Consider the following 19,773-nt stretch of genomic DNA (forward strand, 5'->3'; position numbering starts at 1 on the left):
GATGCCACCGTGTCGCCCGGCTCCACGCGAGGATCGCCGCGTGCTCCCGGCCCGTAGCGTGGGACAGATGACCACGAGGAAACGGACGTCCGGTCGATCGTGGCCCGGCGCGGAGTGGGTGCGGCCCTGGATGCAGCTCGTCGAGATCGCCTGGTCGGCACCGGTGGTGATCGGCTACCGGGTCGTCAGGGTTGCCGCGGGTGGATGGCCGCCGCCGGCCCGCGAGCGCCGGGAGCTGGAGCGCATGGTCGGGGAGAAGGCCGAGGCGTTCGGCCGGGCCGCGGTGGCAGCGGTGACGACGCCGCCGCGGCACACGGCCAGGGCGGTCGGCGCCGTCGTGGGCCCGGTCCATCGCAGCGTGGTGGGCAACCGCCGCCGGTTGACCCGGGGCTGAACGCCAATGACGCGGTGCCCGCGAGCCTCGACCTCGCGCCCGCGGGCCGTCATGCTCGGAGCGTGACGACACCGGTGGATCAGCTGATGCACCGAGCGATCAAGGCCCGGCAGCGGGCCCAGACCGCGATCGGTGAGGCAGTGCGGGAGGCCCAGGCCGCGGGCTGGTCGTGGGAGGCCATGGCGTCGGCCCTGGGCGGGACACCCAGCGCCGACACCCTGCGCCGCACGTTCGCCCCGGAGGCTGCGCCGGACGCGCCCGGGTGCTGCGGCGGGGGCGACGGCTCCTGCGGGTGCGCCGGCGGCTGACCCGCGCACCCGGGATGCTCACGGGATGGGCCGCCGGCGTCGCGGCGACGGTGCTGGAGGCGGTGGGCGGGACGCCCCTGGTCTGCCTCCGGCACGTCGTACCCGAGGACGACGCGGAGGTGCTGGTCAAGCTCGAGGGCGCCAACCCCACCGGCAGTTACAAGGACCGGATGGCGGTCGCGATCCTCGAGGGCGCGCGGGGCCGCGGTGCCCTGCGGCCGGGCCAGCGGGTCGTCGAGTTCACCGGCGGGAGCACGGGGTCGTCGCTCGCCTTCGTCTGCGCGGTGCTCGGCCACCCGCTCTCCCTCGTCACCTCCGACGCCTTCTCGCCCGAGAAGTTGCGCACCATGCGGGCCTTCGGCGCCGACCTCACCGTCGTGCCGAGCGAGCAGGGGCGGATCACCCCCGACCTGTTCGTCCGGATGCGCGCGGAGGTCGACCGGATCGCCGCCGACGAGGACGCCTTCTGGACCGACCAGTTCCACAACAACGACGCGCTCACGGGATACGCCGGGCTCGGGCGGGAGATCGTCGAGCAGGCCGGCGGGCCGGTCGACGTGTTCTGCGCGGCAGTGGGGACGGCCGGGATGCTCGCCGGGGTCGCCGAGGTGCTGCGAGCCGCGGGCCCGACGCGGGTGGTCGCCCTGGAGCCGGCGAGCTCGCCGGCGCTGACGGCGGGGGTCGGCGGCCCGCACCGGGTCGAGGGCACGGCCACCGGGATCGTGCCGCCGCTGCTCACCGACGGTGTGTACGACGAGGCCCGCGCGGTGGAGGAGGACGACGCGCGGATCCTCGCGCGGCGCCTCGCCCGGGAGGACGGAGTCTTCGTCGGTACGTCCTCCGCGCTGAACGTCGCCGGCGCCCTCGCGGTGGCCCGTGAGGCGGGGCCGGGACGCACCGTCGTCACGGTCGCCGCCGACACGGGTCTGAAGTACCTGGCCGGGGACCTGTTCGACCTTGGTTGAGCCAGGCAGGGGGCCTACTTCGGGCGATCTGGTCCGGGCCGGGCTGCCGTTGCCGGACGGGGTGGTGGTGAGGACGGACGCCTACGCCGTGTTCGATGCGGCGGTCGGGGTCGAACAAAGCGTAGGCGTCGCCGTGGCCGGCAGCGGAAGAGGCGGCGGAGGCGCATCCGTTCGGCATTTCTCGCCGGCCGCTGTCCCCGAGGACGTCGCCAGCGAGGTACGTGCCGCCTACGCCGACTTGTGCCGGGCCCGTCGCCGAGCGCTCCTCGGCCACCGCCGAGGACCTTGCCGACGCGAGCTTCGCGGGCCAGCAGGAGACGTTCCTCCACATCTAGGAGACCACTGAAGAAGTGGGGTAGGGGGCGGGGCGCCTCGCGGCAGTCGAGCTGCGGTGAGGTCAGCACCCGTGGGTGCGACAAAAGGTCGCCCCGCCCGCTGGTGATGGTGGCGCGGGCGGGCGTCGGTGTCGAGGTCGCGGGCGTGGACAGCTGAGTCGACCGCGGGTTAGGCGGCGGCGAGGGTCCATCGGCCGTGGTCGAGGTGCAGCCCGAGGGTGAGCAGGCGGCGCAGGTTGAGCGCGGCGACGCGGGTGTGCAGCCAGGCGTTGTTCTTGGTCACGCCGCGGTGGGGGATGCGGTGGTTGCCGCGGGTGAGCCAGGCGATGGAGCGTTCGACCATGGGCCGGTGCCGCCGGTAGCTCTCGAGGTGCTCCGGGAGCCGGGCGTGGGCGCGGTGGGCGCGCTGCAGGGCGTGGTGGGGCCCGAGCGTGAGGGTGCGCCCGTCGGTGGCGGTGGTGCAGCGCTCGCGCAGCGGACAACCTCGACAAGCGCTCTTGAAGGTAACCTTCCCGGTCCGCGTGACCGGCCGGGTGATGCCGTTCGGGCAGGTCACGGCGTCGCTGGTGTCGTTGATCGTGAAGTCGTCGAGGGTGAACCCGCCGGGGACGGTGGGACGCAGCGGCCACGGCTTGATCACCGCGGTGTGCCCGGCGGCCTCGAGCGCGGCGAGAGCGTCGCCGGTGCCGTAGGCCGAGTCGGCCAACACCGCCACCGGCTCGGCCGGCCGGCTCGGGTCACCGTCGAGCAGGGCGATCCCGACGGTGGCATCGCTGTTGTCCGGCCCGGCGGCCTTGGTCAGCGCGGTGTTGGTGATCAGCCCGGTGTCGGGCTCGACCACCACGTGGGCGCGGTAGCCGTCCTGGCGGCGCTCCCGGGACTTGTGGGCGTGGCGGGCATCCGGGTCGACGGTGGAGATCATCCGGTCGGGGGCGACCTGGCGGGCGATGCGCCACCGGCCGTCGGTGCCATCCGAGCCCTCGGCGGGCTCGACGTCCTGGCCGGCCACCAGCGCCAGCAACGCCACCGCCTCGGCCTGCTTGGGCTCGAGGCCGTCACCGCCGGGGTGGCGTTCCTCGATGCCGGCCAGCACCGCCAGCGCATCATTGACCAGCGCCGAGACCAGCTCGTCCCGAGCGGCGGGGTCATCCCAGGCGATCTCGGGCTTGCCCGGCCGCGCATAGTCATGCCCGCCCGGACGGGCCGACACCTGCGCGACGATCTCGTCGGCGGCGGGGACCTCGCGGGCCACCCGGCGGATCGCGGCGATCAGCTGGGTCACGGTGTCCTGCCGGGCGACCGCGTCATCGAGGATGGTCGAGTCCAGCGCCCGCCGGGTCTTCCCGGTCACCGCCCCGGTCTGCCCGATGACCTCGGCGACGGTCTCGAAGATGCGGTCCGGACGGGTCGAGGCGGCCAGCCGGCGTCGCCAGTAGGTCAACGTCGACGGATCGAACGCGGTGTCGGTGATCGCCAACCCGCACGCGGCCTTCCACCGCAGATCGAACGTCAGCGCCTCCACCGCTTCCCGATCCGACAGCCCGTGCAGGGCCTGCAGCACCAGCACCGTGGCCACCACCTCCGGCGGCACACTCGGGCGGGCGCGACGGGAGGGGAACAGATCGGCGAACAGCTCCGGCGGGAACAGCCGGGTGCGGTGGGCGGCCAGGAACGCGAACACGCTGCCCGGCTTCAACAGATGCCCCGCGACCGACTCCACGTCCAGCAACTCACGCTGATCATCAGAGCGACCCTGCACCCACCAAGGATCCCAGCCCGGGTCCCGGCAGCCCGCTCCGACACCCCGCTTTGTCGGTCTCCTAGGCGAGGACGCCGCGCTCGCGGCGGCCGTCCGGTCCTGGTCGGCCGTGGACCGCGTGGGCGGATCGACTACCGCGCCCGCCACGACGTCGCCCGGGCGACGTGGGCTCGCGGTGGTCATCCAGCGGATGGCCGATGCCGCCACCGGAGACCTCGCCCGTGGCCCGCCCGGGCGGCTTTGCCCCGAGCATCGCCGAGTAGATGCCCAGCCCGTTCACCCCCGCTTTCGCGGACCTATCGGGCCAGCGGTGACCGGGTCGTTCCGCGGGCTGGTGCACTGGGCCATGGGGCGCCCGATGCCCGAGGGCGGCATCGCCTTCCCGGCGATCACTGGCTACGCGCAGTACGTCTTCCGGACCCGCGGCTGATCTCGCTGACCCTGCGGACGGCCCTCGCGGTACGCAGCCATAGCGGACCGGAGAACCGCGGCGTGCGCGGCTGGCGAGAGCGTGGCCGCCGGCACTACATGCGGACCAGCGCGGCGTGGCGGGACGCGAGCGCATGCGGAATCGACTGTCGCACCGCCGCTCGGCACGCTCGGCCTCCGCCGCAGCCTTCCGGCGCTCGTGGCCTACTGGCGCGATCGCACTCGCCTCCATCAGCCCCGCCAGTTTCTCCGATCACGCCGTCCCCCCGATCATCAACGAGTCACTAGGCCGACCACCGGTGATCGTTACAGGCGTCAGACGACGCGCTCAGCCATGAGGCTGATAGCCCGGACGGCGCAGGTTCCTCTGCTCAACGCGGTAACGGGGTGGAGCGGACGCGCGATAGCCGGGCCGACCACGACGACTTCGGGGGCGGCATGACGACGCAGGCGGGTACCGATGAAGGCTCCTCGGTTCAGGGTGAGGCGCTCGGGCAGGCGAGTGATCCGACGCCGACACTCGCCGAACCCGGGGTGCCGGCGCGCGAGAACGAGCTTCGCCGCCGCGTGTCCTTCCTGCGCACGTTCCGGCGCGACCGACGTCCGCTCGCCGTGGGCTTTAGCGCGGGGGTGCTCGTCCTCGCCACGATCTGGGCCGCGACGGCTGGCGCCTTCACGACTGGCGGCTTCAGCCTGAACGGCAGGATGACGCTTCTCCAGTCGCCGAGCTACGGCAGCTCGTCAAGCTACGGTTCGTCCAGCTATGGCTCATCCAGCTACAGCTCATCCGCCTTTGTGGTCGGAAGAGACGGCACGTGCTTCGGCGACGGCGGCTACAGCGACATCGGTCAGGGAACGGCGGTGAACGTCTACGACAGCATCGGGGCCATCGTCGCGGTCGGTGAGCTCGGTCCTGGGCGTGGTTCCTATTCCTCGGGCTGCACCTTCCCATTCTCGGTGCCCGACGTGCCGACCGGCGAACGCTTCTACCAGGTCGAGGTCTCACACCGCGGAAAGATGAACTTGACGGCAGACGAGGCCGAGGCGGGCACTGCAGCGTTCTCCCTCGGAGGGAGCTGACGACCGGGCCTCGTTCCTAGTCCGCGGCCGTCTCGGTGAGCGTCGCGGAGTGGAGAGCAGGAGGACGGCCGTTTGAGCACCCCATCGACCACGGCCCTCGTCCTGGATCTCGCAGGGACGTTCGCGTTCGCGCTCAACGGCGCGCTGACCGCCGTGCGCGCGGCGCGGCTGGACATCGTCGGGGTCGTGACGCTCGGGATGATCACGGCGTTGGGCGGGGGCATCCTGCGGGACGTCCTGCTCGGCGCGTTGCCGCCCGCGACGTTCAGCGACTGGCGCTACCTCGTGGTGGCCGCGGTGGGTGGGCTCATTGCGTTCGCGCTGACCCGGCAGCTCGAGCGGCTGTCCCCTGCGATCACGGTGTTCGACGCGCTCGGGCTCAGCCTCTTCGCGGTGGCGGGGGCCGACCGGGCGCTCGCGTTCGGCGCCGGCACCGGTCAGGCGATCCTGCTGGGCACGATCACCGCGGTGGGCGGCGGCACGCTGCGCGACGTGCTCGTCCGGCGGGTCCCCACGGTACTGCGCAGCGAGCTGTACGCCGTCCCCGCGCTCGTCGGAGCGGGGGTCGTGGTGATCGCGGACCGGGTGGGGATCGGTGGTCCGACGTGGGCGCTGGTCGGAGCGGGGATCTGCTTCCTCGTCCGGATGCTCGGGGTCGGGTTCCGGTTGAACGCGCCGGGGCCGCCCGGCAGCGGGCCGGGCCGCGGCGACGAGGGATGACGGGTCAGCCGTACCGCTCGTTGTCACCGCGGCCCCGGACGTAGTGGCGCAGCCGGCGGTAGCCCAGCAGGTCGCCCGCGTCGTCGAGGTCGACCTCGTAGACGGCGACGACGTCGGTGGTGGAGGGCACGCGCGGGGTCTCGACCACGTCCATGGTCACCGTCCAGCCCTCACCGCCGCGGCGCAGGCCCGACAGCGTCTCCCATTCCAGGTCCAGATCGTCCGCGAGCCCCCGGGCCACGGCGAGGACCTCCCGTCCCCCGAGTGCCCGGCGCCGACGGCCGTCCCCGTTCGACGACGTGGCGGTCGCGGAACGCGTGGCCTGGCCGGTCCGCTTCCGAGGCGGTGTGCCCTCGTCCCGTTCGTCACCCATGGGAGGTGATGCCCGCGACGGCGCGGCGACGAACGGCCGACGGGGCGGGTTGGGTCGACGACAGCAGTGGCGACACCGCCGCGCGGGGGAGCGATCTGGTCCCGGTTCAGGCCGGGGCGCCGAACCATCGCGCGAGGTGCTCGCCGAGGTCCTGCTGGTCGTCGCCGACCCACGCCACGTGCCCGTCCGGGCGCAGGAGCGCGGCTGGCACGTCCGGCGCGTCGCCGACCCCGCCAACCCCGCCAACCCCGCCGACCCCGCCGACCCGGCCGACCCGGCCGACCCCGCCGACCCGGTTGACGCGGTCGGCCCAGCCGCCCACCGACAGCGCCCCGGTCCGGTCGAGCAGCAGCCCGCGACCGTCGCGCATCCGCTCGTAGAGCCGCCCGGTCCCGAGCCCGACGTCGCGCATGCGGCGTCCGAGCAGGTCGTGGCCCTCGCCGAGGTCGTAGCGGACCGAGATCGCGGTGATCTTCTCGATCAGGTGGCGCGTGACCTCCTCGAACTCCATCAGCTCCGCCAGCAGCCGGCGCACCGACTGCGGGCCCGGCGCGGTGTCCATCAGCTCCATCTGCGCACGGGTGTTGTCCAGGACGGCGGCGGCGACCGGGTGCCGTTCGCCCTGGTAGGTGTCCAGCAGGTCGTCCGGCGCCCAGCCGCCGACCGCGGCGGCCAGCTTCCAGCCGAGGTTGAACGCGTCCTGGATGCCGAGGTTGAGACCCTGACCGCCGGTCGGCGGGTGGATGTGCGCGGCGTCGCCGGCGAGCAGGACGCGGCCGTTGCGGTAGCGCTCGGCGAGCCGGGTCGCGTCGCCGAAGCGGGAGAGCCAGCGGGGGGAGTGCACGCCGAGGTCGGTGCCGGCGGTCGCGCGCAGCTGCGCGCGGAACTCGTCGAGGGTCGGGCGCGCGGCGCGGTCCTCGGCCACTCCCGCGGCCGGGACGACGACGCGGTACACACCGTCGCCGAGGGGCGCTGCGCCGAAGCGCACCTGCGTCTTCCGCACCTCGGTCATCACCGCGGTCAGCGTCTCGGGCGGCACGCCGACCTCCATCTCGCCCAGCAGAGTCTCGACCCGCGACGGCTCCCCCGGGAACCCGATCCCGAGCAGCCGGCGCACGGTGCTGCGCCCGCCGTCGCACCCGGCGAGGTAGCGCGCGGTGAGCCGGCTGCCGTCGGCCAGCTCGGCGGCCACGCCCCCGTCGTCCTGGTCGAGCCCGACCAGGGAGACCCCGCGCCGGACCTCCACGCCGACCTCGACGGCGTGCTCGGCGAGCAGGCGTTCCACGACGGTCTGCGGGATGCCGAGGACGTAGCCGTGGGCGGTGTCGAGCCGCGGCGGCGACGGCGTCGGGATGGCGGCGAAGAAGCCGCCGAGCGGGTACTGCGTGCCCTCCGCGAGGAACCGCTCCAGCAGGCCCCGCTGGTCCATCACCTCGATGCTGCGCACGTGCAGCCCGAGCGCGCGGACCTCGCGGGGCGGTTCGGGCTCCCTCTCCACCACGAGCACCCGCACACCGTGCAGCCGCAGCTCCGCGGCCAGCAGCAGCCCGGTCGGTCCGCCACCGACCACGATCACGTCGAACATCGCACTCCCGATCCCCGCACGCCGACGAACGGCCGGGAATGCTGCGGCACGACCGGGGTCTTGCCGCAAGACCGGGGGTCCGCTATAGCTTGAGAACGGGAGATCGACGGCGTCCGAGCGCCGACCAGCGCGGCCGCCGCGCGCGTGCCTCCGCCTGCGCCCGCCGGAGCTCCCACCGGCGTACCCAGTCCGGCATCCGCGCCGCGAGCAGGGCGTCCACCTCGGCCTCCGTGCCGCGCCGGAGCACGTCGGCCCGGGCGGCGTCGGCGCCCAGCAGCGAGGCGAGCGCCTTCGCCGGCACCGCCGAGCGGTGCACCGGCACCCCGTAGCGCCGGGAGAGCGCGGCCCGCTGCTCGGCGGTGATGGCCGGCCCGGTGACGACGAGGCGGGGGTAGCCGTGCGAGGCGCGCCAGCCGCGCGTGCCCTCGACGACCCGCCCCCACAGCGCGACCACGCCGAGCACCTCGTGGTCCGACGGACCCCACTCCAGCGTCCCCGGGTCGGCGACGGCGTAGAGCCCGCAGCCGCAGCGGTCGCCGGGCGGGGAGTGGGTGCGCGAGCCGCAGGACGCGGCCATCGCCTGCCGCGCCGGCCAGGGCAGCCCGGCGAGCGGCGCGATGAGGTCGGTGCGGCGGGCCGCGCGTCGCCCGATGCGCCAGGTCCGCCAGCCCAGGATCGGGTGGGGCAGGTCCGGCGCGACCGCGGCTGCGGGGAGAGCGTCGTGACGGGCCGGGTCGAGGGTCACGGCGGTGCTCGGGTCAGCGGTCGGTGGCCGTCACGGGGTCGGCCGTGCGGTGGTCGACCTCCGCCGCGGGCTCGGGCATCGCCGGCTCCTCGCCGGGCACCGGGGAGCTGATCGGTTCTGCGGTGAGGCGCCGGCGGACCGGTCCGATGTCCATGACCGGAACGCTGCCACGTCCGCCCTCGCGGGACCAGGGTGACGCGGTGTGGGGCCGAGTGTGGGGCTGGCCGCCGCGCCGGCCCGGCGGTAGGAACGCCTCGTGAGCCGCATCAACGACGTCGGTGGGATGGTCGGCTTCCCGGCCATCGTCGAGGAGCCCGACGAGCCGGCGTTCCACGCCGACTGGGAGGCGCACGTCGTCGCGCTCAACGCCGCGCTGCTGCGCCGGGGCGTCTACGACCTCGACGAGTTCCGTGACGCGATCGAGCGCATCCCGCCCCGCGAGTACCTCGCCGCGTCCTACTACGAGAAGTGGTTCCGGGCGATCACGACGCTGCTCGCGGAGAAGGGGATCGCGACGCCGGAGGAGCTGGCCGGTGCCTGACCGCTTCGCCGCGGGCGACAGGGTCCGCACGGGGACCGTCGACCCGCCCCACCACACCCGTCTGCCGCGCTACGCCCGCGGCGTGTGCGGCGAGGTCGTCGCCACGGCCGGCCACCACCCGCTGGCCGACGAGCGCGCCCGGGGCCTGCCGTCGACGCCGCGTGCCGTCTACTGCGTGCGCTTCGCGGCGCACGACCTCTTCGGCGAGGGCGACCACGCCGTCGTCGTCGAGCTGTTCGAGGACTACCTGGAGCCGGCCGAGCGGGAGGTCCGACGATGAGCGCCACCCACGACGCCACCCACGACGAGGCGCCGATCGCCGCCCGCGTGCGGCACGTCGAGGCCCTGCTGGAACAGCGCGGCTGGCTGGCACCCGGTGAGGTCGACGAGCGCATCGACGCCCTCGCGGCCGGCGGCTCCCCGGCGAACGGGGCGGCGATCGTCGCGCGGGCGTGGGTCGACCCCGGCTTCCGGGCGCGGCTCCTCGCCGACGCGAACACCGCGATCGGCGAGCTCGGCCTCTCCATGGCGGGCGGGCTCCAGGAGCAGCAGCTCATCGTCGTCGCCAACGGGCCCGACGAGCACCACGTGGTCGTGTGCACCCTGTGCTCCTGCTACCCGATCGCGCTGCTCGGGCCGTCGCCGGGCTGGTACAAGAGCGAGGCCTACCGCTCCCGCGTGGTCCGTGAGCCCCGGGCGGTGCTGCGCGAGTTCGGTCTCGAGCTGCCTGCCTCGACGCGCATCACCGTGTGGGACGCCAGCGCCGAGTCGCGCTACATGGTGCTGCCGCGGCGCCCGGCCGGCACCGACGACCTGGACGAGGGCCGGCTCGCCGCGCTCGTGACCCGGAAGGGGTTGATCGGCACCGCCGCGGTGTGAGGCGAGGCGGCCGGCTCAGGGGCGGGCCTCGAGGACGAGGTTGAACGGCGTCTCCGCGGCGCGGCGGACGCGGCCGAAGCCGCCACGGGTGGCGATCTCCCGCAGCCGCCCCTCGCCCGCCTGGGCGCCCAGGGCCTCGTCGACCTCCTGGGACCGCGAGTTCGGCGTGCAGATCATCGTCGAGGCCGAGTAGAAGATGCGCCCGATCGGGGTGAGGTTCTCGCTGAGGTCGTCGCCGGCGTAGGGCTCGACGACCATCCACGTGCCGTCCGCGGCCAGGCTGCGACAGGCGTGGGCGGCGGCACCGGCCGGGTCGCCCATGTCGTGCAGGGCGTCGAAGACGGTGACCAGGTCGTAGCCGGTGCCGGGGTAGTCCTTCGCGGTGGCCACCTCGAACCGGCAGTTGGTCAGGCCGGCGTCGGCGGCGGCCTTCTCCGCGGCGTCGATCGAGGGACCGTGGGAGTCGAACCCCACGAAGGTCGAGTCGGGGTAGGCGGAGGCCATCAGCCGGGTGGAGGCGCCGTAGCCGCACCCGACGTCGGCGACGCCGGCCCCGGCCCGCAGCTTCTCGTCGACGCCTTCGAGCGCCGGGATCCAGCTGTCGAGCAGGTTGCCGATGTAGTTGGCCCGGAAGAACCGGCAGGTCCCGGCGAAGAGGTCGGCGTCGTGGTCTCCCCAGGCGACCCCGTTGCCCGTGCGGAACGCCTCCGCGACCAGGTCCACGTCCTTGAGCGCCGCCCCGGCGACCTGCAGGCCGCCGGGCACGAAGACCGGGTTGTCCTCGCTGGCCAGCGTGAAGGCCTGCTCCTCGGGCAGCCGGAAGGTGCCGGCGTCTTCGTCGTACTCCACGTAGCCGCTGGCGGCCTGGGCGGCGAGCCACTCGCGAAGGTAGCGCTCGTCGCAGCCCGTCTTCTCCGCGAGTCGCCGCGGGGTCGTGGGCTCGCCGTCACCCATCGCGCGGTAGAGACCGAGGCGGTCCCCGAGCACCACGGTGGCGGCGTGGGCGACGGCACCCAGGTCCTGCACGAACCGGCCGATGAACTGGTCGAGCTTCTCCTCCTGCACGGTCTCCTCCTCGACACGCGCCGCGGACAGGGCGCCGGGGAGGTTAGGGATCGTTCCTTGCGGGTCGCTTGCGATGCGATGGCGACGATTGTGGCCCGCGCGGGCAGGCCGCTACGAACGGTGCATGGGTGGCGGGGTCGAGATCGACCTCCTCGGCCCCTTCCGGGTGACGCGGGCCGGGGAGGCCGTCGCTCCGACAGCGTTCGGTGGTCGGCAGGCCCGCCTGCTGCTGCGCGTCCTGGCCGCCGGGCGGGGCACCGTGGCGACCCGCGAGGCCCTCATCGAGGTGCTCTGGCCCGACGCGTCGCCGTCGGACACGCACGCCGCCCTCAACGTCCTGGTGTGCCGAGTGCGCAGGGCCCTGGGCGACCCCTCGCTGGTCGAGACCACGGCCGGTGGCTACCTGCTCCACGCCGGGGAGGGCGTCTCGGTCGACGCGGAACGGTTCGCGGCCGCCGTGGACCGGGCGGCCGCCGCCCGGGAGCGCGGCGACCACCGTGCGACGCTGCAGGAGGTCGAGGCGGCGCTGGACCTCTGGCGGGGCGACCCCCTCCCCGACGACGTCTTCGCCGACTGGGCAGCCCCGCACCGCGACGGGTGGATGCGTCGCCGGGAGGACGCCCTCGAGCTGGGCGCCCGCGCCGCGCTGGCCGTCGGCGAGCACGGCCGCGCCGCGGACCACGCCCGTGCCGCGGCCACCCTGTCCCCGTTGCGGGAGCCCTCGCGCGTCCTGCTCGCCCGGTCCCTGGCCGCGGGCGGGGACCGGGCCGGCGCCCTGGCGGAGATCGAGGCGCTGCGACGGGACCTCGACGAGGAGCTCGGCATCGGTCTCCCGCCGGAGGCGCAGGACCTGCGCCGCCGGCTCCTGCGGAGCGCGGCGGGTCACGGCAGCCGCGGGGGCCGGACGAGCGCGCCGTTCACCGGCCGCGACCGGGAGCTGGGGATGCTCGCGCGACTGGGCGAGGGCGACTCCGTCGCCCTGGTCTCGGGGCCTGCCGGCTCGGGCAAGTCCCGGTTGCTCGACGAGCTCGGCGCGCGGACGGGGCGCACCGTCCTCGCCGCCCGGGCCGTACTGCCCGAGATCGAGACGCCGTGGAGTCTGCTGCGGGTCCTGCTGCGGGAGGCGGCGGCCGTCGGGGGCCGGGACACGGAGCTCGACGCGCGCTCGGCGAGCGCGCTCGCGGCGCTGCTCGGCGAACCCGCGCAGCCCGTGCTCGACCCGGCCACCGCGCGCGCCCTGGTCGTCGAGGGAGCGGGCCGGATGCTCGCGGCGCCGCCACGGCCGCTGCTGCTCGTCGACGACGTCCAGTGGGCGGACGCGAGCAGCCTCGCCGCCCTCGCCGCCGCGCTGGCCCGGGCCGACGGCCTCGTCGCCGTGCTGGCCTACCGGCCCGAGGAGCTCGCGGCCCGCCCCGAGGTGGCGGACTTCCGCGGCGCGCTGCGGGCGATGGTGCATCCCGTGGAGCTGCGCCTGGGGCGGTGGGACGTGGCGTCGGTGCGCCGGCTGGTCGGTGACCCGCAGCTGGCGTCCCTGCTCGTCGAGGCAACCGACGGGACCCCGTTCGCGGTGCTCGAGGTCGTCCGGGAGCTCGAGCGCCCCGGCCCGGGGCCGGCCGGGGACCGCGCGGTCCGGCACGACGGGGGCGACGTGCTCGCCCGCGCCCGTGCTGCGGCCCGCGCCGGCCGGCGACGCGCGATCCGGGACCGCACCGCCCGGCTCGGGCCCTCGGCGGTGAGGCTCCTGGGGCTGCTCTCGCTCGTCGGCCGTCCCGCCCCTCCCGACCAGCTCGCCGCGATGGCGGGCGGCGACATCGGTGCCGCGCTGGCCGTGCTCGGCGAGGCCGAGCTGATCCGCGACGGGCCCGGTGGCGTCGCCACCGCCCACGACCTGATCCGCGAGACCGTCCGGGACGGCCTCGACCCCGTGGCGCGGCGCGAGCTGCACCGCGACATCGCGCGCGCCCTGGACGCGGTGCCCGGCACGCCCGGGGAACGCGCCCACCACCTCGCCGGGGCCGGCGAGAACGCGGCCGCCGCCGTGGCCTACGCGGCCGCCGCCCGCGATCGGCTCGCCGGCTTCGCCCACGACGAGGCCGGTCGGCTGGTCGAGGCCGGTCTCGCCCTCGACCCCGGCGACGGCGCCCGCGCCGACCTGCTGGACGCGCGGGCCGCGGTGCGGGACCGTCGCGGTGATCGCGCCGGCGCCCGCGACGACCTGCGCGCCGCCCTGCTGCTCACGACGGCGGCCCCGGAGCGGTCACGGCTGCTCGCGCGGCTCGCCGCCCTCGCCATGGGGGCCGAGGACCTCGCGCGCGGCCGACCTCGTGGAGCTGGCCCTGGTGGAGGCCGCCGACGAACCGGGCGCGCGGGCTCGTGCGCTGGCGCTCGCCGCGATCGTCGACATGAACCTCGGCCGTCCCGCTCGGGCGCAGGAGCGCTACGACGAGGCGCTCGCGCTCCACGCGCGCGTCGGTGACCCGCGTGGGGTCGCCGACGTCCTCGACGCCCGGGCCATGGCCGCCATGCTCGACGGCGACATCACCGAGGCCGTGGCGCTCTTCGAGCGGGTGGCGCGCCTCTTCTCCGACGTCGGCGACCTGCTGCGCGTCGTGACCCCACGGTCGACGCGGGGCCACGCCCTGCTGTTCGCCGGCCGCCCCGAGCGCGCCCTGTCGGACACCGCGGACGCGTTGGAGCTGGCCCGCTCGCTGGGCCACCCGGAGGGCGAGGCCTACGCCTCGTGGCACCACAGCGAGGCACTGACCGCGGCCGGTCGTGTCGACGAGGCTACGGCCACCGCCGAGCGGGGCCTCGCCCTGGCCCGGCGGATCCGCCACCGCGGCTGGATCGCGACCACGTCTCGCGCGCTGGGGATCGCCTGCGAGGCGACGGGCGACGTCGCCGGCGCAAGGACCGCGTTCCGCCGGTCGCTGGAGGCCGCGGAGCGTGTCCCGCTGTTCACCTCCTGGGCCCACGCCCGCCTCGGTCTCCTCCTCGTCGCCGACGCGGACCTGTCGGGCGCGGCCACCCACGTCGACATCGCGCTGACCGTGGGCCCGCCGCTCGGGCACTACGAGGCCCGCCTCGCCCGGTGCGCCCTGGCGGTCGCACGCCGCGAGCCCGGGGCGTCCGGCCTGCTCGACGACGCCCGGGCGCGCGCGGTCCGCGGCGGACACCACCTGAGTGCGCGGCGTCTCGCCGAGCTGGGAGGGCAGGAGGCCAGGGGGAGGCCCGTCATCGGTTAGCGTTGCTCACGATGACGGAGCAGTCGGCGCTGAGGGTCGGGGCGGGTGCGGTCGCGATCACCACCGCGACGGTGCTCCCCGTGTTCCTGCTCGGGGCGCTCTCGGTGCAGGTCGGCGCCGAGCTCGGGTTCGACCCGGCCGCGCTGGGCCTGGTCGTCTCGGCGTACTTCGGGGTCTCGGCGCTGGTGTCGCTGCCGGTCGGCAAGCTGGTGGAGAAGCTCGGGTCGCGGGCCACCAGCCGCATCGCGCTGGTGGGCGCCGCGGTCGCGATGCTGCTGACCGCCGGGTTCGCCCGCAGCTTCGCGGCCGTGGTCGCGATCGTGCTGCTCGGGGCGTGGACCAACGTGATGGGCCAGCTCAGCACCAACCTCACGCTCGCCCGGGCCATGCCGGCGGGCCGCCTCGGGCTGTCGTTCGGGGTCAAGCAGGCGTGCGTCCCGCTGGCCACGCTGCTCGCCGGGCTCGCGGTGCCCACGGTGGGGCTGACCGTCGGCTGGCGGTGGGCCTACGTCATCGCGGCCGGGCTGGCGCTGGCGGGCCTCGCGGCGGCGCCTCGGGGCGCGGGCCCCGAGGAACGCTCCGCCGACCGGACCGCCGACCGGGCGACCGCGGCGCTGGCCGTCATCGGCGCGGCGGCGGGCCTCGGCGCGGCGAGCTCGACCGGGCTGAGCATCTTCCTCGTGGCGTCCGCGGTCGATCAGGGCGTCGCACCGGGGCTCGCCGGCCTCGTGCTCACGCTGGGCAGCGTGGTCGCGGTGGTGGTGCGGATGCTGCACGGCTGGCTCGCCGACCGGCGTCGCGGCGGGCACGTCGCCGTGGTGGCCGGGAGCCTGCTGCTCGGCGCGGCCGGGGTCGTCCTGCTCGCGGTGCCGGGCTCGGTGGCGCTGGTCGTGGGCACGATCCTCGGGTTCGGGCTGGGCTGGTCGTGGCCCGGGCTCCTGCAGTTCGCGGTGGTGCGCCTCAACCCGGCGGCGCCCGCCGCGGCGACGGCCATCGTGCAGGTCGGGGTGTACGCCGGGGGGTGCCTCGGGCCGGTGGGCTTCGGACTGCTCGCCACCGGGTCCTCGTTCGCGACGGCCTGGGTCGTCGCCGCGGTCGCCATGCTGCTCGCCGGCGGCGGGGTGCTCGTCGGGCGCGGGATGCTGCTGCGCCACCGCGCCGCCGCGCCGCGTGCGGACCGTCGCACGGAGGTCCCGGCCACGACCCGGTGACGAGGAGGGCTCCGGCCTGGCGGGCGCGGTCGGGCCGGGCGCGTCGGCGGGATGTCGTGGTTGATCCCGAAGACGTCGTCCCGGTCCCACGCCGTCTTGATCTCCACCAGGCGGGCCCAGCGGCGCCTGCCGGAGCGGGCCCTACAGCGCGCGCACGGCGGGCCGCGGGTCGTGGACGAGCACCTGGTCCGGACCGGGCTCGCCCAGGGCCGAGACCAGCTCGGTGGGGGGACGGTGCAGGGTGAGCCGGCCGTGCCCGCTGACCTGCTGGAGGCGGGCGTAGCCGAGGAAGCGCAGGAGCGCGGGGCTCGACCGTGTCAGGGCCGACAGGTCGACGTCCAGCTCGTACCGTGCCGCGAGGCGGAGCCCGGGCAGGAGGGCGAGCAACCGGTCGCCCGCGCGGTCCCCGACGACGCCCGCGACGGCGAGCACGAGGTGGCCCTCGTCGTAGGCGACGACGGCGATCCCGGCGTGGTCGGGAGCCCGGCAGGCGGCGGCCGCGGCGCGCGCCGCCGTCGCCAGGGCCTCGGTGCGGGTGCCGTCACGACGGGGTCCTGACATGGCGCGCTCCCGTTCCACCGCGTCCGACGCGGTCGGTGGCGGCCGACCGTACGCGGTGCCGCCGACCCGCGCCGTCCGGATTCGGAGGGGCGCCGTGCTACGGTCGGGTCGTTGCCGTCTCGTCGTCCCCGCTGTGCTCGAGCTCCGTGGATCATGTGACATCGACCCCGCTCGCACAGCCCGTGGATCCGCGTGTCGTGCCGTTCCGGGATCGGGGCAACCGCACGAGGTGGGCCCGGCCCGCCCGATCCGACACGAATGAGGATGCATGTCCGACGGTACGGTCAAGTGGTTCAACGCCGAGAAGGGTTTCGGCTTCATCGCTCCCGATGACGGGGGCAAGGACATCTTCGTCCACTACTCCGCCATCGAGGGCGGCGGCTTCCGCTCGCTGGAGGAGAACCAGCGGGTGAGCTTCGAGTCCAGCCAGGGCGCCAAGGGCCCGCAGGCGGACTCGGTCCGCGCGCTGTAGGACCCGGTCCTCCCCGGAGGAACCCGGTCGGGCGCCGCGTCAGGGTGCGCGCCCGGCCTCCCGGGCTGTGGTCCCGCGCCTCATACCCGTGGGACCACAGCCCCCTCCGCCCCGGACGGTGGGAACTCCACGGAACGGGCACTCGTTGTCGACGACGACGAAGGAGGATCCATGGGATTCCGTCTGCTGCCCCGCCCGCGACACCACCTGCGCAAGACCTGGCGTCTCGGGCCGCTGCGGCTGCACCTCGGACCCGAGGGCATGAGCTGGGGGCTCGGCGCCGGGCGCTGGTCGTGGAACGCGAAGAGCAGGCGCCACACGGTCGACACCCCGGGCCCCGGCTACTGGCAGAGCAGGGGCCGGCGCTGATCCGGCGCTGGAACCGGGCGGCTAGACCCGGCGCCGAACCTCGGCGTCCAGGCGCATCCGCCAGGCGTCGGTGACGAGCTCGGTGAGGCGGTCGACCTCCACCTCCGCGAGCCGCAGCAGCACCAGCGGCAGCCCCTCGTAGGACGGGGTGGAGAAGAACAGCCGCGGCTCGCCGAGCAGGAGCGCCTGGCGCTCGGCCTCGTCGCCGACGAACAGCACGGCGACGTCGGTGCGCAGCACGCGGCGGCCGTCGACACGGTCCGGGTAGGACCAGACGAAGCCCCGCCCGTGGACGCGGAAGTCGAAGCCGTCGCAGTCGCGCTCCTCGACCTCGTCGAGCGCGAGCGCGACCCGGCGGACATCGTGCACGTCGGCCACGGGGCGTCAGCGTGCCAGGCTGGCCGCCGTGAGCGACACCGCCGACGCCCGCGCGCTGCTCCCGGCCGCCATCGACCGCTTCACCGTCCGCGTCCTGGCCGTCGGCGACGACGCCTGGGACGCCCCGACGCCGTGCGCGGCGTGGCCCGTGCGCGACGTCGTCGCCCACCTGTGCTCCGAGCACGAGTGGGCGCCGCACGTGCTCGCGGGCGAGCCGCTCGAGACGGTGGGGGACCGGTACTCCGGCGACCGCTTCCGTGCCGACCCGGTCGGGTCCTGGCGCCACGCCGTTGCACGCTCACGGCCGTGCTGGACGGCCACGGCGACGCATGCCGACCCGGTGCCCACGTCGTTCGGGCCGCTCGCGGTCGCCGAGTACGCCGAGCAGATGCTGCTCGACCTCACCGTGCACGAGTGGGACCTGGCCCGCGGCGCCGGGCTCGACGAGGAGCTGGACGTGGTCGGCGTCGAGCGCGCGCTGGCCTACGTCCGCAGCGACCCGATCATGCTCACGGGGCCGGGCCTGTTCGGTGACCCCGTGGCCCCCGCCGGCGCCGCTCCTCGCGACGAGCTGCTCGCGCGGCTGGGCCGACGCGTGTGACACGGGCCCGTGGGGGACGGCCCGTGGGCGGTCAGCGGTGGGCGCGGTGCTCGGCGATGTCGCGCAGCCGGCTCAGCGTCTCGGTGTCGCGCAGCAGCACCCCCGGCGCCTGGATCAGCCGCGGGACGAGGGACCCGAGGCCGCGGTCGGCCTCCTCGGCCATGTGGATGCGGCAGCCCTGCGCGGTCGGCTCGAGCCGGATGACCACCCTTGCGGTGCCCGCCGGCCACGCCCTGGCCTCCAGCGTGAGCATCCGGCCCGGCTCGCACGCCAGCACCGTGGTGGCGTCGGAGAGCATGAACGGCCACACCCCGACGCTGTGGTGCAGCTGCGACCCGACGGCGGGCCAGTCGTCGTCCACCTCGCGCATGTGCGTGGCCCCCACGACCCACAGCGGGTAGAGCCAGCCGTCGCTGAGCACCGCCCACACCGCGTCGGTGCCGACCGAGACGTCGACGGTCTTCTCGGGCGCGCCCATCTCTCCTCGACCTCCTCCTCGTCCGGACGGGTGCCCTTACCCGCAGCGTCCCGTCGCGCACGCATGGTCGCCCGCGCGAGAGGATCGCCGACCATGACGACCCCTCCCGTGACCGTCGAGCACGACGCGGCCGGCGTGGCCGTGGTGACGATCGACCACCCGCCGCTGAACCTCTACGACCGGGCGTTGCACGTCGCCCTGCGCGAGGCGGTGGCCGAGCTCGAGCGCACCCGCCCGCGCGCGGCCCTCGTGCGGGCCGAGGGCAAGGTGGTCAGCGGGGGCGTGGACGTCAAGCAGGTGTTCCACCCGATGGCGCAGGCCGGCGACGTCGAGGCCGGGACGGCGTACTTCACCGAGCTCGTCGACCTCGGCCGGCGCCTGCACCACCTGCCCCTGCCCACGGTGTTCGCCGCGCACGGGCTGACCCTGACCTGGGCGTTCGAGGTGGCGCTGGCCTGCGACCTGATCCTCGCGACGCCGAGGGCGTCGTTCGGGCTGATCGAGGCCACGGTGGGCCTGACGCCGGCGATGGGCGGGACCCAGCGCCTGGCCGAACGCGCCGGCGACGGCCGGGCGCGGCTGCTCGTCATGACCGCCGAGCGCTTCGGCGCCGAGGAGCTCGAGCGCTGGGGTGTCGTCGACCGCCTGCTGCCCGAGGACGGCTTCGACGCCGCCGCCCGCGAGCTGGCGGCGTCGCTCGCGGCCGGCCCGACGCGGGCGCACATGGCGACGAAGGAGATCCTGCGCCGCCGCAGCGAGGGCGGGCTGGAGGCGGCGCACGAGGTCACCCCGCGCGTGGCGGGCGAGCTGTTCGCCACCGCCGACCTGCAGGGCGCCATGGCGTCGTTCGTCGAACAGGGGCACGGGAAGGCGACGTTCCGGGGCGAGTAGGCCCGCCGATGATCGAGCGGCCCGACCGGGTACGCCCGCGGCATGAGTCACGACGACGGCCGCGCGCCCGGCATCGACCCCCGCGACCTGGGCGAGGAGACGTTGCTCGACGAGCTGGAGCACCTGCACGCCACCCGCCACGTCACGTTCCGCCACGGCAGCGACGACGCGCTCGCGGCCCACGACCGGCGTACCCGCGAGCTGGAGGCCGAGTACCTCCGGCGGCACCCGAACCGCGAGGTCGACCCGGCACGGACGCGGTCGGGCGCCCGCGAGCGCTGAGGCCGCCGCGGCCGGCCGGCGAACCGCGCGTCCGGTCGGCACCGCGGAGATCTGCTCCGGTGGCGCGGTCGTTCCGCTCAGCGAGACGGTCGCTCCGTTCGTCGAGA

At 75.3% G+C, this 19,773-nt stretch carries 25 protein-coding genes and 1 pseudogene; 17 read left to right on the forward strand and 9 right to left on the reverse strand.

Annotation, left to right across the window (positions count from 1 at the left end):
* Positions 1-67 precede the first annotated feature (67 nt).
* The 4 genes and pseudogenes from C8D89_RS29455 to C8D89_RS22545 all read left to right on the forward strand — a co-directional run.
* Positions 68-394 (forward strand): hypothetical protein, encoded by a 327-nt coding sequence (locus C8D89_RS29455; RefSeq protein ID WP_165825879.1) that lies wholly within the window; start codon positions 68-70, stop codon positions 392-394.
* Between the two features lie 62 nt (positions 395-456).
* Entirely contained in the window at positions 457-702 is a 246-nt protein-coding gene (locus C8D89_RS22535; RefSeq protein WP_133252024.1) for a hypothetical protein, read from the forward strand.
* 14 nt (positions 703-716) lie between these two features.
* Positions 717-1,667 (forward strand): PLP-dependent cysteine synthase family protein, encoded by a 951-nt coding sequence (locus C8D89_RS22540; protein WP_116710432.1) that lies wholly within the window; start codon positions 717-719, stop codon positions 1,665-1,667.
* Positions 1,668-1,918: 251 nt separating this feature from the next.
* Positions 1,919-1,999, forward strand: a pseudogene (locus tag C8D89_RS22545) (PEP/pyruvate-binding domain-containing protein); the annotation flags it as partial.
* Between the two features lie 172 nt (positions 2,000-2,171).
* Here C8D89_RS22545 and C8D89_RS22550 read toward each other — a convergent pair.
* On the reverse strand, positions 2,172-3,761 hold the full coding sequence (locus tag C8D89_RS22550) for an IS1182 family transposase (protein ID WP_116710382.1): 1,590 nt from the start codon (positions 3,759-3,761) through the stop codon (positions 2,172-2,174).
* 816 nt (positions 3,762-4,577) lie between these two features.
* On the opposite strand from C8D89_RS22550, the gene C8D89_RS29885 reads away from it, so the two are divergent.
* Together C8D89_RS29885 and C8D89_RS22560 are read left to right on the forward strand one after the other, a co-directional pair.
* Complete coding sequence (locus C8D89_RS29885; RefSeq protein ID WP_207787366.1) at positions 4,578-5,270, forward strand: hypothetical protein; 693 nt, start codon at positions 4,578-4,580, stop codon at positions 5,268-5,270.
* A gap of 72 nt (positions 5,271-5,342) precedes the next feature.
* Positions 5,343-5,990, forward strand: coding sequence for a trimeric intracellular cation channel family protein (locus C8D89_RS22560; RefSeq protein WP_116710383.1), 648 nt, complete (start codon positions 5,343-5,345; stop codon positions 5,988-5,990).
* A 4-nt stretch (positions 5,991-5,994) separates the two neighbouring features.
* Here C8D89_RS22560 and gvpO read toward each other — a convergent pair whose 3' ends face one another.
* From gvpO to C8D89_RS29465, 4 genes are all read right to left on the reverse strand, one after another.
* The gene (gene gvpO, locus C8D89_RS30845) at positions 5,995-6,363 is read right to left on the reverse strand and encodes a gas vesicle protein GvpO (RefSeq protein ID WP_116710384.1); all 369 of its coding nucleotides are present in this window, start codon (positions 6,361-6,363) and stop codon (positions 5,995-5,997) included.
* 106 nt (positions 6,364-6,469) lie between these two features.
* Positions 6,470-7,948 (reverse strand): rifampin monooxygenase, encoded by a 1,479-nt coding sequence (gene rox, locus C8D89_RS22570; protein ID WP_116710385.1) that lies wholly within the window; start codon positions 7,946-7,948, stop codon positions 6,470-6,472.
* Between the two features lie 82 nt (positions 7,949-8,030).
* Entirely contained in the window at positions 8,031-8,693 is a 663-nt protein-coding gene (locus tag C8D89_RS22575) for a hypothetical protein (RefSeq protein ID WP_116710386.1), read from the reverse strand.
* 13 nt (positions 8,694-8,706) lie between these two features.
* The gene (locus tag C8D89_RS29465) at positions 8,707-8,847 is read right to left on the reverse strand and encodes a hypothetical protein (protein ID WP_165825881.1); all 141 of its coding nucleotides are present in this window, start codon (positions 8,845-8,847) and stop codon (positions 8,707-8,709) included.
* Between the two features lie 102 nt (positions 8,848-8,949).
* Between C8D89_RS29465 and C8D89_RS31010 the strand changes: the two genes are divergently transcribed.
* Genes C8D89_RS31010 through C8D89_RS22590 form a run of 3 tightly spaced genes read left to right on the forward strand, consistent with a single transcriptional unit; the run spans position 8,950 to position 10,113 of the window.
* Positions 8,950-9,234 carry an SH3-like domain-containing protein gene (locus C8D89_RS31010; RefSeq protein ID WP_116710387.1) on the forward strand — a complete coding sequence of 95 codons (285 nt, stop codon included), beginning with the start codon at positions 8,950-8,952 and terminating at the stop codon, positions 9,232-9,234.
* Positions 9,227-9,514 (forward strand): SH3-like domain-containing protein, encoded by a 288-nt coding sequence (locus C8D89_RS31015; RefSeq protein ID WP_116710388.1) that lies wholly within the window; start codon positions 9,227-9,229, stop codon positions 9,512-9,514. The genes C8D89_RS31010 and C8D89_RS31015 overlap by 8 nt, the downstream gene beginning before the upstream one ends.
* Entirely contained in the window at positions 9,511-10,113 is a 603-nt protein-coding gene (locus tag C8D89_RS22590) for a nitrile hydratase subunit alpha (protein ID WP_116710389.1), read from the forward strand. Before C8D89_RS31015 ends, C8D89_RS22590 begins: the two co-directional genes overlap by 4 nt.
* Positions 10,114-10,128: 15 nt before the next feature.
* On the opposite strand, the gene C8D89_RS22595 is transcribed toward C8D89_RS22590, so the two are convergent.
* Entirely contained in the window at positions 10,129-11,178 is a 1,050-nt protein-coding gene (locus C8D89_RS22595; RefSeq protein WP_116710390.1) for a class I SAM-dependent methyltransferase, read from the reverse strand.
* A gap of 124 nt (positions 11,179-11,302) precedes the next feature.
* Between C8D89_RS22595 and C8D89_RS22600 the strand changes: the two genes are divergently transcribed.
* Genes C8D89_RS22600 through C8D89_RS22610 form a run of 3 tightly spaced genes read left to right on the forward strand, consistent with a single transcriptional unit; the run spans position 11,303 to position 15,634 of the window.
* Positions 11,303-13,654 (forward strand): ATP-binding protein, encoded by a 2,352-nt coding sequence (locus C8D89_RS22600; protein ID WP_165825882.1) that lies wholly within the window; start codon positions 11,303-11,305, stop codon positions 13,652-13,654.
* A complete protein-coding gene (locus tag C8D89_RS22605; RefSeq protein ID WP_133252025.1) occupies positions 13,581-14,423 on the forward strand; it encodes a tetratricopeptide repeat protein in 843 nt (280 codons plus the stop codon). The genes C8D89_RS22600 and C8D89_RS22605 overlap by 74 nt, the downstream gene beginning before the upstream one ends.
* A gap of 11 nt (positions 14,424-14,434) precedes the next feature.
* Positions 14,435-15,634, forward strand: a complete 1,200-nt coding sequence (locus C8D89_RS22610; RefSeq protein WP_116710434.1) for an MFS transporter — start codon at positions 14,435-14,437, stop codon at positions 15,632-15,634.
* Between the two features lie 141 nt (positions 15,635-15,775).
* On the opposite strand, the gene C8D89_RS22615 is transcribed toward C8D89_RS22610, so the two are convergent.
* A complete protein-coding gene (locus C8D89_RS22615; protein WP_116710393.1) occupies positions 15,776-16,195 on the reverse strand; it encodes a hypothetical protein in 420 nt (139 codons plus the stop codon).
* Between the two features lie 268 nt (positions 16,196-16,463).
* On the opposite strand from C8D89_RS22615, the gene C8D89_RS22620 reads away from it, so the two are divergent.
* Both C8D89_RS22620 and C8D89_RS22625 read left to right on the forward strand, forming a co-directional pair.
* Positions 16,464-16,667 (forward strand): cold-shock protein, encoded by a 204-nt coding sequence (locus C8D89_RS22620; protein ID WP_116710394.1) that lies wholly within the window; start codon positions 16,464-16,466, stop codon positions 16,665-16,667.
* Between the two features lie 171 nt (positions 16,668-16,838).
* Entirely contained in the window at positions 16,839-17,036 is a 198-nt protein-coding gene (locus tag C8D89_RS22625) for a DUF4236 domain-containing protein (protein WP_116710395.1), read from the forward strand.
* Positions 17,037-17,057: 21 nt separating this feature from the next.
* On the opposite strand, the gene C8D89_RS22630 is transcribed toward C8D89_RS22625, so the two are convergent.
* Positions 17,058-17,414, reverse strand: coding sequence for an MmcQ/YjbR family DNA-binding protein (locus C8D89_RS22630; RefSeq protein WP_116710396.1), 357 nt, complete (start codon positions 17,412-17,414; stop codon positions 17,058-17,060).
* Between the two features lie 28 nt (positions 17,415-17,442).
* Here C8D89_RS22630 and C8D89_RS22635 point away from each other — a divergent pair, with 28 nt between their 5' ends.
* On the forward strand, positions 17,443-18,015 hold the full coding sequence (locus tag C8D89_RS22635; RefSeq protein WP_116710397.1) for a TIGR03086 family metal-binding protein: 573 nt from the start codon (positions 17,443-17,445) through the stop codon (positions 18,013-18,015).
* A 31-nt stretch (positions 18,016-18,046) separates the two neighbouring features.
* On the opposite strand, the gene C8D89_RS22640 is transcribed toward C8D89_RS22635, so the two are convergent.
* On the reverse strand, positions 18,047-18,493 hold the full coding sequence (locus C8D89_RS22640; protein WP_116710398.1) for an SRPBCC family protein: 447 nt from the start codon (positions 18,491-18,493) through the stop codon (positions 18,047-18,049).
* 93 nt (positions 18,494-18,586) lie between these two features.
* Here C8D89_RS22640 and C8D89_RS22645 point away from each other — a divergent pair, with 93 nt between their 5' ends.
* Entirely contained in the window at positions 18,587-19,384 is a 798-nt protein-coding gene (locus C8D89_RS22645; protein WP_116710399.1) for an enoyl-CoA hydratase/isomerase family protein, read from the forward strand.
* A gap of 42 nt (positions 19,385-19,426) precedes the next feature.
* Positions 19,427-19,666: a DUF6158 family protein gene (locus C8D89_RS22650; protein ID WP_116710400.1), complete on the forward strand. Its 240-nt coding sequence runs from the start codon at positions 19,427-19,429 to the stop codon at positions 19,664-19,666.
* The last annotated feature ends 107 nt before the right edge of the window (positions 19,667-19,773 follow it).

Source organism: Actinomycetospora cinnamomea (assembly GCF_003096675.1).
GTDB classification, from domain to species: Bacteria; Actinomycetota; Actinomycetes; order Mycobacteriales; family Pseudonocardiaceae; genus Actinomycetospora; species Actinomycetospora cinnamomea.